The organism is Streptomyces sp. NPDC058092, from assembly GCF_042884935.1.
In the GTDB taxonomy this organism is placed as follows: Bacteria; Actinomycetota; Actinomycetes; order Streptomycetales; family Streptomycetaceae; genus Streptomyces.
Window position 1 is genome coordinate 22,872 of record NZ_JBHVSY010000012.1, and the last position, 14,576, is coordinate 37,447.

11 protein-coding genes and 1 pseudogene are annotated in these 14,576 nt (G+C 69.1%); 9 read left to right on the forward strand and 3 right to left on the reverse strand.

Annotated features, from left to right (window positions below; translation table 11 throughout):
- Window positions 1–230 precede the first annotated feature (230 nt).
- Complete coding sequence (locus ACFVV1_RS20760; RefSeq protein WP_389991006.1) at window positions 231–2,516, forward strand: heavy metal translocating P-type ATPase; 2,286 nt, start codon at window positions 231–233, stop codon at window positions 2,514–2,516.
- A 9-nt stretch (window positions 2,517–2,525) separates the two neighbouring features.
- On the opposite strand, the pseudogene ACFVV1_RS20765 reads toward ACFVV1_RS20760, so the two are convergent.
- Window positions 2,526–2,984, reverse strand: a pseudogene (locus ACFVV1_RS20765) (allophanate hydrolase subunit 2 family protein); the annotation flags it as partial.
- A 426-nt stretch (window positions 2,985–3,410) separates the two neighbouring features.
- Between ACFVV1_RS20765 and ACFVV1_RS20770 the strand changes: the two are divergent.
- The 5 genes from ACFVV1_RS20770 to ACFVV1_RS20790 all read left to right on the forward strand — a co-directional run bounded on the left by ACFVV1_RS20770 (window position 3,411) and on the right by ACFVV1_RS20790 (window position 10,112).
- Entirely contained in the window at window positions 3,411–6,974 is a 3,564-nt protein-coding gene (locus ACFVV1_RS20770; RefSeq protein WP_389991009.1) for a hypothetical protein, read from the forward strand.
- A 2-nt stretch (window positions 6,975–6,976) separates the two neighbouring features.
- Window positions 6,977–7,564, forward strand: coding sequence for a hypothetical protein (locus ACFVV1_RS20775; protein WP_389991012.1), 588 nt, complete (start codon window positions 6,977–6,979; stop codon window positions 7,562–7,564).
- 241 nt (window positions 7,565–7,805) lie between these two features.
- Window positions 7,806–7,952: a hypothetical protein gene (locus ACFVV1_RS20780; protein WP_389991014.1), complete on the forward strand. Its 147-nt coding sequence runs from the start codon at window positions 7,806–7,808 to the stop codon at window positions 7,950–7,952.
- A gap of 122 nt (window positions 7,953–8,074) precedes the next feature.
- Window positions 8,075–8,758, forward strand: a complete 684-nt coding sequence (locus tag ACFVV1_RS20785) for a hypothetical protein (RefSeq protein WP_389991016.1) — start codon at window positions 8,075–8,077, stop codon at window positions 8,756–8,758.
- A 79-nt stretch (window positions 8,759–8,837) separates the two neighbouring features.
- Window positions 8,838–10,112, forward strand: coding sequence for a Cmx/CmrA family chloramphenicol efflux MFS transporter (locus tag ACFVV1_RS20790; RefSeq protein ID WP_389991018.1), 1,275 nt, complete (start codon window positions 8,838–8,840; stop codon window positions 10,110–10,112).
- A 49-nt stretch (window positions 10,113–10,161) separates the two neighbouring features.
- Here ACFVV1_RS20790 and ACFVV1_RS20795 read toward each other — a convergent pair whose 3' ends face one another.
- The gene (locus ACFVV1_RS20795; RefSeq protein ID WP_389991020.1) at window positions 10,162–10,437 is read right to left on the reverse strand and encodes a DUF4031 domain-containing protein; all 276 of its coding nucleotides are present in this window, start codon (window positions 10,435–10,437) and stop codon (window positions 10,162–10,164) included.
- Window positions 10,434–10,802 carry a hypothetical protein gene (locus ACFVV1_RS20800; RefSeq protein WP_389991023.1) on the reverse strand — a complete coding sequence of 123 codons (369 nt, stop codon included), beginning with the start codon at window positions 10,800–10,802 and terminating at the stop codon, window positions 10,434–10,436. The genes ACFVV1_RS20795 and ACFVV1_RS20800 overlap by 4 nt, the downstream gene beginning before the upstream one ends.
- A gap of 121 nt (window positions 10,803–10,923) precedes the next feature.
- Between ACFVV1_RS20800 and ACFVV1_RS20805 the strand changes: the two genes are divergently transcribed.
- The 3 genes from ACFVV1_RS20805 to ACFVV1_RS20815 all read left to right on the forward strand — a co-directional run bounded on the left by ACFVV1_RS20805 (window position 10,924) and on the right by ACFVV1_RS20815 (window position 14,501).
- On the forward strand, window positions 10,924–11,841 hold the full coding sequence (locus tag ACFVV1_RS20805; RefSeq protein WP_389991026.1) for a MurR/RpiR family transcriptional regulator: 918 nt from the start codon (window positions 10,924–10,926) through the stop codon (window positions 11,839–11,841).
- 90 nt (window positions 11,842–11,931) lie between these two features.
- A complete protein-coding gene (murQ, locus tag ACFVV1_RS20810; RefSeq protein ID WP_389991028.1) occupies window positions 11,932–12,897 on the forward strand; it encodes an N-acetylmuramic acid 6-phosphate etherase in 966 nt (321 codons plus the stop codon).
- Between the two features lie 47 nt (window positions 12,898–12,944).
- Entirely contained in the window at window positions 12,945–14,501 is a 1,557-nt protein-coding gene (locus ACFVV1_RS20815) for a PTS transporter subunit EIIC (protein WP_389991031.1), read from the forward strand.
- The last annotated feature ends 75 nt before the right edge of the window (window positions 14,502–14,576 follow it).

Below are 14,576 nucleotides of genomic sequence, written 5' to 3' on the forward strand. Positions count from 1 at the left end.
AGGTCTAGTCCAATGACCAGCCTACGGGCGGCCGGCCGGGGGTGCAGCCTCGATGTGACGTGAAGATACGTGAGGTCGGACGCACTTCCGGTGAGCAAGCGCCGGGCGGACACGCGCACTCCGGGCCCCGACCCCATATCCACCCTTGCGTTTTATAGGGGTAGGGGGTATACCTGAACCTGCAAGGCATACCCCCTAGGGGTATCACCATCTCCGCCAGGGAGGACACCGTGTCCGCGCACACCGCCATAGCCGGAACCGGCACCGGCACCGGCACCGGCACCACCGCAGAGGTCGAGCTCGCGATCGGCGGCATGACCTGCGCCTCCTGCGCGGCCCGCATCGAGAAGAAGCTCAACCGGATGGACGGCGTCGAGGCCACCGTCAATTACGCCACCGAGAAGGCCAAGGTCAGCTACCGGGGCGAGGACGTCTCCGTCCAGGACCTGATCACCACCGTCGAGAAGACCGGCTACACCGCGCACGAGCCCGCGCCCCCGGTACGCGTCGAGGGCGAAGGCCCCGAGGCTGCGGAGACCGACGAGCTGCGGCCCCTGCGGCAGCGGCTGCTCACCGCCGTGGTGCTCGCCGTGCCGGTGATCGCGATGTCGATGATCCCGGCGCTCCAGTTCGACTACTGGCAGTGGCTCTCGCTGACCCTGACGGCCCCCGTCGTCACGTACGCCGCGTGGCCCTTCCACCGCGCCGCCTGGACCAACGCCAGGCACGGCGCGGCGACGATGGACACGCTGATCTCGGTCGGCACCTCGGCCGCGTTCCTTTGGTCGCTGTGGGCGCTGTTCTTCGGCACCGCCGGGATGACCGGCATGACGCACCCCTTCGAGCTGACCATCGCGCCGAGCGACGGCGCGGGGAACATCTATCTGGAGGCCGCCGCCGGAGTCACCGCCTTCATCCTCGCCGGGCGCTACTTCGAGGCCCGCTCCAAGCGGAAGGCGGGCGCCGCCCTCAAAGCGCTCCTGGAGCTCGGGGCCAAGGAGGTGACCGTGCTGCGCGACGGTCGTGAGGTGACCGTGCCGACCGCCGATCTCCAGGTCGGGGACCGGTTCCTGGTCCGCCCCGGCGAGAAGATCGCCACCGACGGCACCGTCGTGGAGGGCGCGTCGGCCGTGGACGCGTCGATGCTCACCGGCGAGTCCGTGCCCGTGGAGGTCGGCGTCGGCGACTCCGTCACCGGGGCCACGCTCAACGCGGGCGGCCGGCTCGTCGTCGAAGCGACCCGGATCGGCGCCGACACCCAGCTGGCCCGGATGGCGAAGCTCGTCGAGGACGCGCAGAACGGCAAGGCGGCGGCCCAGCGCCTCGCGGACCGGATCTCCGCCGTCTTCGTCCCCGTCGTCATCGCCCTCGCGCTCGGCACGCTCGGCTTCTGGCTCGGCAACGGCGCGGGCCTGACCGCCGCGTTCACCGCCGCCGTAGCCGTACTGATCATCGCGTGCCCCTGCGCCCTGGGCCTCGCCACCCCGACCGCCCTCATGGTCGGTACCGGGCGCGGCGCCCAGCTCGGCATCCTGATCAAGGGCCCGGAGGTCCTGGAGACCACCCGCCGCATCGACACGATCGTCCTCGACAAGACCGGCACGGTCACCACCGGCCGGATGACCCTGCTGGACGTACACACGGCGGACGGTACGGACGAGGGCGATGTGCTGCGGCTCGCGGGCGCCCTGGAGCACTCCTCGGAGCACCCCATCGCCCGGGCCGTCGCCGCCGGAGCCGTCGAACGCACCGGTGCCGCCCTCCCCACCCCCGAGGACTTCACCAACGTCGCGGGCCTCGGTGTCCAGGGGGTCGTCGAGGGCCACGCCGTCCTCGTCGGCCGTGAGCAGCTGCTCGCCGAGTGGGAGATCCACCTGCCGGTGGAGCTGGCCCGGCACAAGGCCGAGGCGGAGGCCGCCGGACGGACGGTCATCGCGGTCGCCTGGGACGGCGAGGCGCGGGCGGTCCTCGCCGTCGCCGACGCGGTGAAGGACACCAGCGCGGAGGCCATCGAGCGGCTGCGGGCCCTCGGCCTGACCCCGATCCTGCTGACCGGCGACAACCGGGCGGTGGCCGAGGCGGTCGCGGCCGAGGTCGGGATCGAGAAGGTGTACGCGGAGGTCATGCCGGAGGACAAGGTCGACGTCGTCAAGGGCCTCCAGGCCGAGGGCCGTTCGGTCGCCATGGTCGGTGACGGGGTCAACGACGCGGCCGCCCTCGCCCAGGCCGACCTGGGCCTGGCGATGGGCACCGGCACGGACGCCGCGATCGAGGCCGGTGACCTGACACTGGTCCGCGGCGACCTGCGGGCCGCGGCGGACGCCATCCGGCTGTCGCGGAAGACCCTCGGAACCATCCGTACGAACCTGTTCTGGGCCTTCGCCTACAACGTGGCCGCCCTCCCGCTCGCCGCAGCCGGGCTGCTGAACCCGATGATCGCGGGCGCGGCGATGGCGTTCTCGTCGGTCTTCGTCGTCGGCAACTCGCTGCGGCTGCGGGGGTTCAAGGCGGCGTAGGACCGGTTCTCAGCCCGCCCGCACGAACCGCACCCGGGTTCCCGGCACCGCCTGTGCCGCGCCCGCGAGTGCGGTTTCGCGCACCACGCCGACGACCGGGTAGCCCCCGGTCGTCGGACGGTCGTCGAGGAACACCGCCGGGCGTCCGTCCGGTGGCACCTGAAGGGCGCCGAGCACCATTCCCTCGCTGGGCGGTTCGCCCTCGCTGGGCGGTTCGCCCTCGCGGGCCCGCGTCAGGGCGGGGCCCTCCGTACACAGGCCGATCCGGTTGCTGTGCGGCGAGACCCGGTACGTGGCCGTGGTGAGCGTACGCAGCGCCTCGTCCGTGAACCAGGTGTGGCGGGGGCCGAGGTGTACGGGGAGCACGAGTTCGTCGGGCGCGGCCGGCCACGGCACGGCGTCGATGCCCCAGAGCCCCGACGGCCCGTGTCCCAGGGGCAGTACGTCCCCGTCGCGCAGGGCCCGTGGCCGGTGGGCATGCGGGGGATTCGGGGCCGCCCCCGATCGGGACATCGACACGGCGGGCAACGTCGCCAAGGCCGCCGGACCGGCGGTGACAGTCCGTCGAGCGCAGGTAGGACCGGTACCCGTACCGGCGCAGCGCGGCCCTGTCCCGCGTACCGTCCCCGCGCAACGGCCGGGGTGGCTCGGTGAGCCGCCCCGGTCCGGGCCGATGCCCTATCGGGCAGCCTTCATTGCCCGGGAATCCACCCCGCTGCCCCGCACTTCCGGACCTTCCCGCCCTCAGACTTGCCGCATGGTGGGGACACTCGGCCAGATCGATGACGTCCGCTCGTACCTCGGGTTCTAGGGCACGACACGGTGAAGGACTCTCCCGAGAAGACCTCCGGGTCCGGCGTGTCCGGCCGTGGGGGTACCCCCCCTCGCGAGAACGTGACACTCACGCCCGAAGTGTCACGTTCGCAAGCACCCCCACCCCACCGCCCGCCCGGCGACCGCCCCGCTCCCGACCCCCGCAGCCTGCAACGCCTGCAACGCCTGCAACGCCTGCAACGCCTGCAACGCGCGGCAGGCAACGCCGCCGTCTCCCGCCTGGTCGCCCAGCGCTACACCACCCCGGTAAAGCCCTCCCCCTCTCAGGCCCCCGGCTTCCGCAAGGTGAAGACCGACGTAGCAGCCAAGAAACTCCGCCTGGCCGCACACGCCCCCGCAGCCACCGAGTCCAAATCAGCACAGGACGCAGCCGTCGCACCCCCGGACGACAAAGAGGCGCAGGGCAAAGCGGCGAACGCGGAGAAGATGAACGCCGCGAAGCCGGGCGAGTTCAACAAACAGGCGTTCATCGACGCGGTGAACAAAGCCATCGACGCACAGGCCCCGAAAAACCTCGACGACGCCGACAAGTTCTCCAAGTCCGGCAAGGCCGACAAGATCAAGTCAGAAGTCGACGGCAAGGTCAGTGACGGCAAGGAGTCCTCCGCCAAGGACATCGACACGGCAACCAAGGCCCCACCGGACACGTCGGCGGCCAAGGACAAGCCGGTCACCCCGATGACACCGGACCAGCCGCCCGCCAACCCGGGCGCCCCGTCCGCCACGGACGCCATCCCCGCCCAACAACCCGCCTCCGTAACGGACTTCTCCCAGGGCCCCGCCCAGAACGACAAAGCCATGGCGGACGCCGAGGTCACCGAGGACCAGCTCGCCAAGGGCAACGAACCCGAGTTCGACCAGGCCCTCTCCGCGAAGAAGACCGCCGAGACAGACTCCACGAAGGCCCCCGCCAAGGGCAAAGCAGCCGAGGCCCAACAACTCTCCACCGCGAAGGCAGGCGCCGCAGCCTCCGGTGCCCAGGCCATGAACGCCCTGACCGGGACACGAGCTTCGGCAGGCAAACAAGTCGACGGCGGCAAGGGCGACACCAAGTCGAAGGACGAGAAGAAACGCACCGAGGTCACGACGAAACTGCAGAAGGTCTACGACGGCACGAAGAAGGACGTCGAAGAGACCCTCTCCGGCCTGGACAAGAAGGTCGACGACAAATTCACCTCAGGCGAGAAAGCAGCCCGCGACGCATTCACCGCGGACCACAAGCGCCGGATGAAGGCCTACAAGGACAAGCGCTACTCGGGCTGGACGGGCAAGGCCCGCTGGGTCAAGGACAAGTTCGCCGGCCTGCCGAAGGAGGCCAACAACCTCTACCAGGACGCCCGCAAGCTCTACGTCGCCCAGATGCAGACCGTCATCTCCTCCGTCGCCGACATCATCGGCGCCGAACTCGGCAAGGCCAAGGCCCGCATCGCCAAGGGCCGCACCGAGCTGAAGGCCGAGGTCGACAAACTCCCCGCCGACCTGCGCCAGTTCGGCGAGGACGCGGCCAAGGACTTCGCAGGAAAGTTCGACGACCTCGAAGCCACCGTCAACGAGAAGTCCGAACAACTCGTCCAGGACCTCGCCACGAAATACACCGCCGCCCTCAACAAGGTCGACGAGGAGATCAAGAAGCTCCAGGAAGCCAACAAGGGCCTGATCGACAAGGCGAAGGACGCGATCGTCGGCGCGATCAAGACGATCAACGAACTCAAGAACCTCCTCCTCGGCATCCTCGCCAAGGCCGCCTCCGCCATCATGAAGATCATCAAGGACCCGATCGGCTTCCTCGGCAACCTGGTACGAGCCGTCGGCGCGGGCCTCAACCTCTTCATCACCAACATCGCCGACCACTTGAAGAAGGGCGTCGTCTCCTGGCTCCTGGGCACGGCGGTCAAGGCGGGCCTGGAACTCCCGGCGCGGTTCGACCTCAAGGGCATCATCCAGATCATCGGCTCGCTCCTGGGCCTGACCTGGGCCAACATCCGGGCCCGCATCACCGCCAAAGGTGTCCCCGAACAAGCCATGAGCGCGGTCGAACAATCCGTCCCGGTCGCCCAGACTCTCGCCCGCGAGGGTCCGGCAGGCGCCGTCAAGGAAATCACCGAGGAAGCCGGCGACCTCAAGGCCACAATCCTGGAGAAACTCACCAGCTACCTGATCCCCACCGTCATCATCGCCGGCATCACCTGGATCATCTCCCTCCTCAACCCCGCCTCCGCCTTCGTCCGCGCGGTCAAGGGAATCATCGACATCGTCACGTTCATCGTGAACCAGGGCGCCCAGATCGTGGAGTTCGTCAACGCGGTCCTGGACGCCGTCATCGCCATCGCCAACGGCGGATCAGCAGGCGTCCCCAAACTCATCGAAACCGCCCTCGCCGCCAGCGTCCCCCTCCTCATCGGCTTCCTCGCCTCCCTCCTCGGCATCGGCAACCTCGCCAACAAGGTCAAATCCGTCTTCCACGCCGTCGCCAAACCCGTCAACCGCGCCATCGACAAAATCGTCAACTTCATCACCAAAGCAGGAAAAGCCCTCTGGACAAAACTCAAAGGGAAGAACAAAGACAGGAAAGGAGATGGCAAGAACGACAGCAAGAAGGGATTTGGCCCGGTCGGCAAAAACCTCACATGGACCGTTGATATCGAATCCCATCGCCTATGGATCGATCAGGCTGGCCGACGGTACGTACCGATGATAGCCAGCAGGCCGCACCCGGTCGATGAGGCAATTTCAAGTTATCGGGAGCAGGCGAAGAAACTCGATTCGAACAACGCGAACATTGCCAGCGAGATCGACAGAGCAGAGAATGATCTTAATTCTCTGAAAAATTCCCTCGCCGAATATGAGAGCAGTTCAACGGCCGGGGCCACCAGCACAGTCCTTGACGCCAAACGAAACGAGATCATAACGGCACAGACAAACCTGCGAAACTCGGTAGCCGTGGTACAGAAGCGCCTCGGGCATGACTCGGACGCTCGACTCAAAAGCGCCAAGGCTTATTTTAAATCAAGCCCGTTCTCCACACGCGCCTTGGGCGAATTACTGGGCGTATCAAAGCGCACGGCGGAAAGGACGATCCAAGGCTGGGTCGATAAAGGGGCTGTTTTTCGCGTGCAGTCCAACGAGACCGACCCACTCGGCAAGAACACGTTCGATCCGGCAGTCGCCGAATGGCGTGAGACCAATCCGAACAACCGACACAAATACGGGTACGCCAACCCGAGCAAAACTTCTGCCGCGGGTCTGGAAATCCTGAGCAAAGGGTTGCTCGGAAGTATCGGACCGAGTGGGGCGTGGAACACCGCCACTCCGAGCGAGAAGACGGACGCCGCATACCATCAACAGCACGCTTACTACAAGAGTGTCGTTGATCCCATAACCTATCCCAAATTCCAGTTCCCGAAGGCCATACTCGGACATGCCTCGCCCGGTGCTTCTGGCCACTGGAACAGAGAAGGGCATAAACAGACCCGGGAGGAAAACCGTGCCTGGAACCAACAGCCGTCGAACTACCATGGGCCCGAGCACGAGGACGAGTCGGCGGCAAGCGGATCCGCAGCAGAACGGTACGAACTGCCGACCAAGGAACGCGGCAGTCACGAATCCTGGTGGGAGCACAGCTAACCATGGACGATAAATTCATCGCTTCGGTCATCGCTGCGTACACGGAGCTGTATGACTCGCCGACTCATACGATTCGTTTCTCTCGCACGGGGCCACCCCTCTGCAAATCCGCTGTGGTGGTATATCTTCCGGACGAGATCGAACAGCTGCATCCAGCAGACAATCTGACACTATTGGGGACAGCCGGATTCGGCTCGGGAGAACTCTGCACCGATTTCCCTTGCGAACTGGGCATGGAGGTCAATGGGGAACTCGATGAAACCTCCGTCGGTGCCCTGGCAGAGGCACTGACCGGCTTGGCATCGGTACCGCTGGAGAGTGGCCGTCTTTTCAATGACGGGCAGATCTTGACGAACGTCTCGCTCCCGGCCTTCCCTCGATTCACCATGGCCATGCTCATCGACTGGGATTCGGTCTATGGATTTCGTTTCCCCGAGCCAGTCACCGAGGTCGGTTTGCTACGCGTGGTGCCGTTGTTCGCAACGGAGGCAGAGTATGTGGAGTCCTTCGCGGACCGGCGCAGAGGCTACCGCGCGCTCATCAATCAAGGAATGGTCGCAACGGATCCTGACCGGGAGCCGACCGTGTGAGCCAGCGACACGTCACGCCGTGTCCAGTCCACTAGCTCCTGCGGCAGTGCGGCATTCGAGCAGACCGTCAGCCTCGATCCGTCGTGATTGATATGTGGCCTGGAGCCTGTTCCGAGTGCGCGTGGCCCGGCTGTCGCTTGCCCGTGTCCAACACCAGATACGCGGACGTCACCGCGATCGAGCAGATGTCGTGACTGCCACCGGATGGCTTTCTCTGTCCGGTCACCCTGAGAGAAAGCCAGTGGCCGCCCCTACGCTGGAGCGCTCCGCCGACCGCTGGTTCGGCAGTCCGGCGGACGAAACGCCCAAGCCCTACCTCGACTGGCTGGCGGAACGAGCGGTCGAACTGCGCAGCGCCCTCGACGAGGAGCGCAGAGGGCCCGCTTGACCGACTGATCGACCGGCGTCGCGTCGTGGTTCGACGGGGAAGCGTCCGGGCGGCTGACCGCGGGCATGTCGGCAGGTCGCGGAGCCCCGGATACCGGGTGGATCCCGGGCTAGGGTCGTCCCATGACCGACAGCTCGCGCGCAGACGGTGCCCACGAGGCGGGCCGTGCCGACGACTCCCTCCGTGACCGCTGGCAGGAGGCGCTCATCGGTGCCCGGGGCGGGGCTCCCGGGCCCGATCCGTTGCCGTACGCCGCCAACCTGCTGGCGCGCTGGGCCGAGCCGCAGCGGCGGTACCACACCACCGCGCACCTGGCCGCGGTGCTCGATCACATCGACACGCTCGCCCGGTACGCGGCCGACGCGGATGCCGTACGCCTCGCCGCCTGGTTCCACGACGCGGTCTACCGGCCCGACCGGTCCGAGAACGAGGAACGCAGTGCCGCCCTCGCCGAGCGTGCCCTGCCGGAGGCAGGCGTACCGGCCGGTGTCACGGCCGAGGTCGCCCGGCTCGTCCGGCTCACCGTCACCCACGATCCGGCGGACGGCGACGCCAACGGCGAGGTGCTGTGCGACGCGGATCTGGCGATCCTCGCGGCGACCCCGAGGGAGTACGCGGCATACGCGGCGCAGGTGCGCGAGGAGTACGGCTTCGTGCCCGACGACGCGTTCCGGGAGGGGCGGGCGACGGTGCTGCGTCAGCTGCTCGGGCTGCCACGGCTGTTCCGTACGCCGCACGGGGCGGACCATTGGGAGCCGCGGGCGCGGCAGAACCTGCTGACCGAATTGGAGCTGCTCAGCCACTGACCTGCGGCAGCGGGGAATGCGAGGGCCGTGATCGCTGTTGGCAGCTGTCATGCCCGACTCTGCCGCTCCCCGCTCTCGCATGCCACTTGCCGTCTACATTCTGGGCCTCTCGGTCTTCGCCCTGGGAACGAGCGAGTTCATGCTCTCCGGGCTGTTGCCGCCCATCGCCGACGACATGAACGTGTCGATCCCCCGTGCCGGACTTCTCATATCCGCCTTCGCGATCGGCATGGTGATCGGCGCCCCGCTGCTCGCCGTGGCCACGCTCCGGCTGCCGCGCCGCACCACGCTGATCGCCCTGATCTCCGTCTTCGGCCTCGGCCAGGTCGCGGGCGCGCTGGCTCCGACGTACGAGGTGCTCTTCGCATCCCGCGTGGTGAGCGCGTTCGCCTGTGCCGGGTTCTGGGCGGTGGGGGCGGCGGTCGCCATCGCGATGGTGCCGGTGAACGCGCGGGCCCGTGCGATGGCCGTGATGATCGGCGGTCTGTCGATCGCCAATGTGCTGGGCGTGCCCCTGGGTGCGTTCCTCGGCGAGAACCTCGGCTGGCGCTCGGCGTTCTGGGCCGTGGGCGCGGCGTCCGCCGTGGCACTGGTCGGGGTGACGACGCTGATTCCGCGCATTCCGCTGCCGGAGCAGAAGCCGCGGCTCAAGCAGGAGATGAGCATCTTCCAGGACCGGCAGGTGTGGCTGTCGATCACGATCACGGCGCTCGCCGCGGGCGGTGTCTTCTGCGCGTTCAGCTATCTGGCCCCGCTGCTGACGGATGTCGCCGGGCTGGACTCGGGCTGGGTGCCGACGGTGCTCGCGCTGTTCGGGATCGGTGCGCTGGTCGGTACGACGATCGGCGGCCGGGTCGCGGACGCGCATCTCTTCGGGGTGCTGATGAGCGGTACCGCGGCCTCGACGGTCTTCCTGGTCGCGCTGGCGCTGTTCGCGTCGAACCAGGTCGCGGCGGTCGGGCTCTCGTTCCTGCTGGGCCTGTCGGCGTTCTACACGGCCCCTGCGTTGAACGCCCGGATGTTCAATGTCGCGGGCGCCGCCCCGACGCTGGCCGGCGCGACGACGACGGCCGCGTTCAACCTGGGCAACACGGGCGGCCCCTGGCTGGGCGGCACAGTGATCGACGCGGACTTCGGTTTCGCGGCGACGGCGTGGGCCGGGGCGGCGATGACGGTGCTGGCGCTGGTGGCCGTGGTGTTCTCGCTGCGGCTGCAGGGCGGGGGCAGGTCGCGACGGGTGACGGGGTCGCCCGCCACGGTGTCGTCGGGGGCGTCCGTGAAGGAGGAGTCGTCCGTGCAGGAAGGGGCGTCTCTGGCGGAGGCATGCTCGGACGCGGGCACCTCCGCCGGCTGACACCGCGCGGCACCGCCCGGCCGGGTCCGTGACCGCGCGGCCCCGCCCGTCAGTTGCCGGGTGCGGGTCGCCCCTTGGGCCGCCGCAGGCCGGCCTCCGTGATCCGGCGGACGAGTTCCTTCGAGCCGATCTGCCGCGCCCCGGCCCGTACCGCGTCCTCGTACCGCGATTCCGGTACGTCGTAGTGGTCCCGCTCGAACGCACGGGGCGGGCAGCCGATGGAAGCCGCGAAGGCGTGCAGCTCGTCGAAGGACACATCACTGACCAGATGCGACCAGAGCCGTCCGTGCCCCGGCCAGTCCGGCGGGTCGATGTAGACCGTCACCGCCGAAGTATCCCGCTCAGCGAACCGACTGGTGCGACGGCCACGGCCGCCTTGGTGCACACCCAGTGCGGGTCCGGGCCCAGCTCCGGTTCGACGTCCAGGGCGTGCGGATCGCCCGCGTCGCAGACGGGGCACAGCGGCCACCGTCCGTACCGTTCGAGCAGGGCGTCCTGCACGTCCTGCGCGACGAGACCGACGACGAACGCGGCGCCGTCGGGCCACTGTTCGACCCACCAGCGGCGGTGGGTCACCGCGTCCTCGACCAGCGAGACGATCCCGGCATCGGCGACGTCACCGGCGGCGAGATCGGCCATGACCAGCGCACGGGCCGTGTGCAACGCCTGTTCCAGGGGCTTCATCTCCATGGGCCCATTGTCACCCGCCCACGAACCCGCCTCTCGCGCCCGCTCCCGCCATTTCCGCGCTGTCAGAGGTAGGGACCAAAGGGGGGTTGACGGGCAACAGGGTTGAAAATATCTTTCAAAGGTGACCAATGACCTGAAGGAAAGTTTCAGCGCTGATTCCCCGCCCGCCCCGGCGGCTCTCGCGGCCAAGGTGCGTACGCTCGCGCCGTCCATGACCCGCTCCATGCAGCGCGTCGCCGAGGCCGTCGCCGGTGACCCGGCCGGCTGCGCCGCCCTCACGGTCACCGGTCTCGCCGAGCTCACCGGCACGAGCGAGGCGACCGTGGTCCGCACGGCCCGCCTCCTCGGCTACCCCGGCTACCGCGATCTGCGCCTCGCCCTCGCCGGGCTCGCCGCGCACCAGCAGTCGGGCCGGGCTCCCGCCGTCACCGCGGACATAGCGGTCGACGACCCGATCGCCGATGTGGTCGCCAAGCTCGCCTACGACGAGCAGCAGACCCTCGCCGACACGGCCGCCGGGCTCGACACCGTCCAGCTCGGTGCCGCGGTGGCCGCCGCCGCCACCGCCCGGCGCATCGACATCTACGGCGTGGGCGCCTCCTCCCTCGTCGGCCAGGACCTGGCGCAGAAGCTGGCCCGTATCGGTCTGATCGCGCACTCGCACACGGACCCGCACCTCGCGGTGACCAACGCCGTGCAGCTCCGCTCCGGCGATGTCGCCATCGCGATCACGCACTCCGGCTCCACCGTCGACGTCATCGAGCCGCTGCGGGTCGCCTTCGACCGCGGTGCGACGACGATCGCGATCACCGGCCGCCCCGACGGTCCCGTGACGCAGTACGCCGACCACGTGCTGACCACGTCCACCGCCCGGGAGAGCGAGCTGCGGCCCGCCGCCATGTCGAGCCGTACGAGCCAACTGCTCGTCGTCGACTGCCTGTTCATAGGCGTGGCGCAGCGCACGTACGAAACGGCCGCACCGGCGCTCGCCGCCTCCTACGAGGCGCTGGCCCACCGCCACACCCCACGCCCCCGCTGACCCCGCCCCGAACCGACCTCCACCCCCGCACCCGCACCCGCACCCGCAGAGCCGTACGCGTACGCGACCGAGAAAGCAGAGCCGCTCTCCATGACCTCCACCCCCGACGCCGACACCACCACCCCCGACGAATACGGGGAGCTGCGCGCCCAGCTCGAAACGCTCACCACGGAGGCGTTCCGGCCCGAGCTCGCCGAGATCGACCGCCTGGACACCCTTGAGATAGCCCGGATCATGAACGGCGAGGACCGGTCCGTCCCGGCCGCGGTCGGCGCCCGGCTGCCCGAGATCGCCGCCGCGATCGACGGCACCGCGGAGCGCATGGCCCGCGGCGGCCGGCTGGTCTACGCGGGCGCGGGCACCGCGGGCCGGCTCGGCGTCCTGGACGCCAGCGAGTGCCCGCCCACCTTCAACACCGACCCCGCCGAGGTCGTCGGCCTGATCGCGGGCGGCCCGTCCGCGATGGTCAAGGCCGTCGAAGGCGCCGAGGACAGCAAGGAGCTGGCCGCCGCCGACCTCGACGCCCTGGACCTCACCGCGGACGACACCGTGGTCGGCATCTCCGCCTCCGGCCGTACGCCGTACGCGATCGGTGCCGTCGAACACGCCCGCACCAGGGGCGCGCTGACGATCGGGCTGTCCTGCAACGCGGGCTCCGCCCTGGGCGCCGCGGCCGAGCACGGCATCGAGGTCGTCGTCGGCCCGGAGCTGCTCACCGGCTCCACCCGGCTCAAGGCGGGCACGGCCCAGAAGCTCGTCCTCAACATGCTCTCGACGATCACGATGATCCGGCTCGGCAAGACGTACGGGAACCTGATGGTCGACGTCCGCGCCTCCAACGAGAAGCTGCGCGCCCGCTCCCGCCGGATCGTCGCGCTCGCCACCGGGGCGTCCGACGAGGACATCGAGGCCGCACTCGCCGCGACCGACGGCGAGGTGAAGAACGCCATCCTCACCATCCTCGGCCAGGTCGACGGCCCCACCGCCGCCACTCTGCTGACCGCGTCCGGCGGCCACCTCCGCGCCGCCCTCGCCACCGCCCCCCGCACCACCTGACCCTCCGGCTCCACTCCGTACCCCCGCACAGCAAGGCACCACGCACCATGGCAACAGAAGACAAGAACCGCGCCACCGCCGCCGCGATCCTTCCGCTCGTCGGTGGCGCCTCGAACGTCAGCTCCATCGCCCACTGCATGACCCGGCTCCGGCTGGGCCTGCACGACCGCTCGCTCGTCGACGACGAGGCCCTGAAGGCGGTGCCCGCCGTCATGGGCGTGGTCGAGGACGACACGTACCAGATCGTCCTCGGCCCGGGCACCGTCGCCCGGGTCACGCCGGAGTTCGAGCAGCTGGTGGAAGAGGGCAGGGCAGCGGCCCCCGAACCGGCGTCCGCCCCCGCTTCCCCGTCCCCCTCGCCCTCCCCCTCCGCTTCGGCGGACGAGCTGGCCGCCGAGGGCGCAGCGATAAAGGCGGCGCGGAAGGCGAAGAACGCCACCCCGTTCAAGCTGTTCCTGCGCCGGATCGCAAACATCTTCGTCCCCCTGATCCCGGCGCTCATCGGCTGCGGCATCATCGCCGGTCTCAACGGCCTGCTGGTGAACCTCGGCTGGCTGACCTCGGTCACGCCCGCGCTGGCCGCGATGGCGTCCGGGTTCATGGCGCTGATCGCCGTGTTCGTCGGCTTCAACACGGCGAAGGAGTTCGGCGGTACGCCGATCCTGGGCGGTGCGGTCGCCGCGATCATCGTCTTCCCGGGCGTCGCGAACATCGAGGCGTTCGGCCAGAAGCTCTCCCCCGGCCAGGGCGGTGTGCTGGGCGCGCTGGGTGCGGCGGTGCTGGCGGTGTACGTGGAGAAGTGGTGCCGCCGCTGGGTGCCCGAGGCCCTGGACGTGCTGGTCACGCCGACGCTCACGGTCCTGGTCTCCGGTCTGGTGACGATCTTCGGCCTGATGTACGTGGCCGGTGAGGTCTCCACCGCCATCGGTACGTTCGCCGACTGGCTGCTCTCCAACGGCGGCGCGGGCGCGGGCTTCGTGCTCGGCGGTCTCTTCCTGCCCCTGGTGATGCTGGGCCTGCACCAGGCACTCATCCCGATCCACACCACCCTGATCGAGCAGCAGGGCTACACGGTCCTGCTCCCGATCCTCGCGATGGCAGGCGCCGGCCAGGTCGGTGCGGCCGCGGCGGTCTACTTCCGTCTCCCCCGCAACGAATCGATCCGCCGGACGATCAAGTCCGCGCTCCCGGCGGGCCTGCTGGGCGTCGGCGAACCGCTGATCTACGGCGTCAGCCTCCCGCTGGGCCGCCCGTTCATCACGGCGTGCGTGGGCGGTGCGTTCGGTGGCGGCTTCGTCGGCCTGTTCAACCAGCTCGGCGACAAGGTCGGCTCCACGGCCATCGGCCCGTCCGGCTGGGCCCTGTTCCCCCTCCTCGACGGCAACCACGGCCTGGGCACCACGATCGCGATCTACGCGGGCGGCCTGCTGGTCGGCTACTTCGCCGGATTCCTCGCGACGTACTTCTTCGGCTTCGGCAAGGACCTGCTGACGGAGTTCAACGTCTCCCAGGAACCGGCGGCCTCCGCGGTCCCGGCCACGGGCAGCCCGGCCGCACCTACGGCCGGCCCCGGCACCCCGGCGAAGGAACCAGCAGGGGTCTGATCCCGGCACCTGGCATGGAAGTGGGGGGGGGCCCCCGGGCGGGGGGCGCCCCCCGGCAAGCCGGAAGGAGACCGG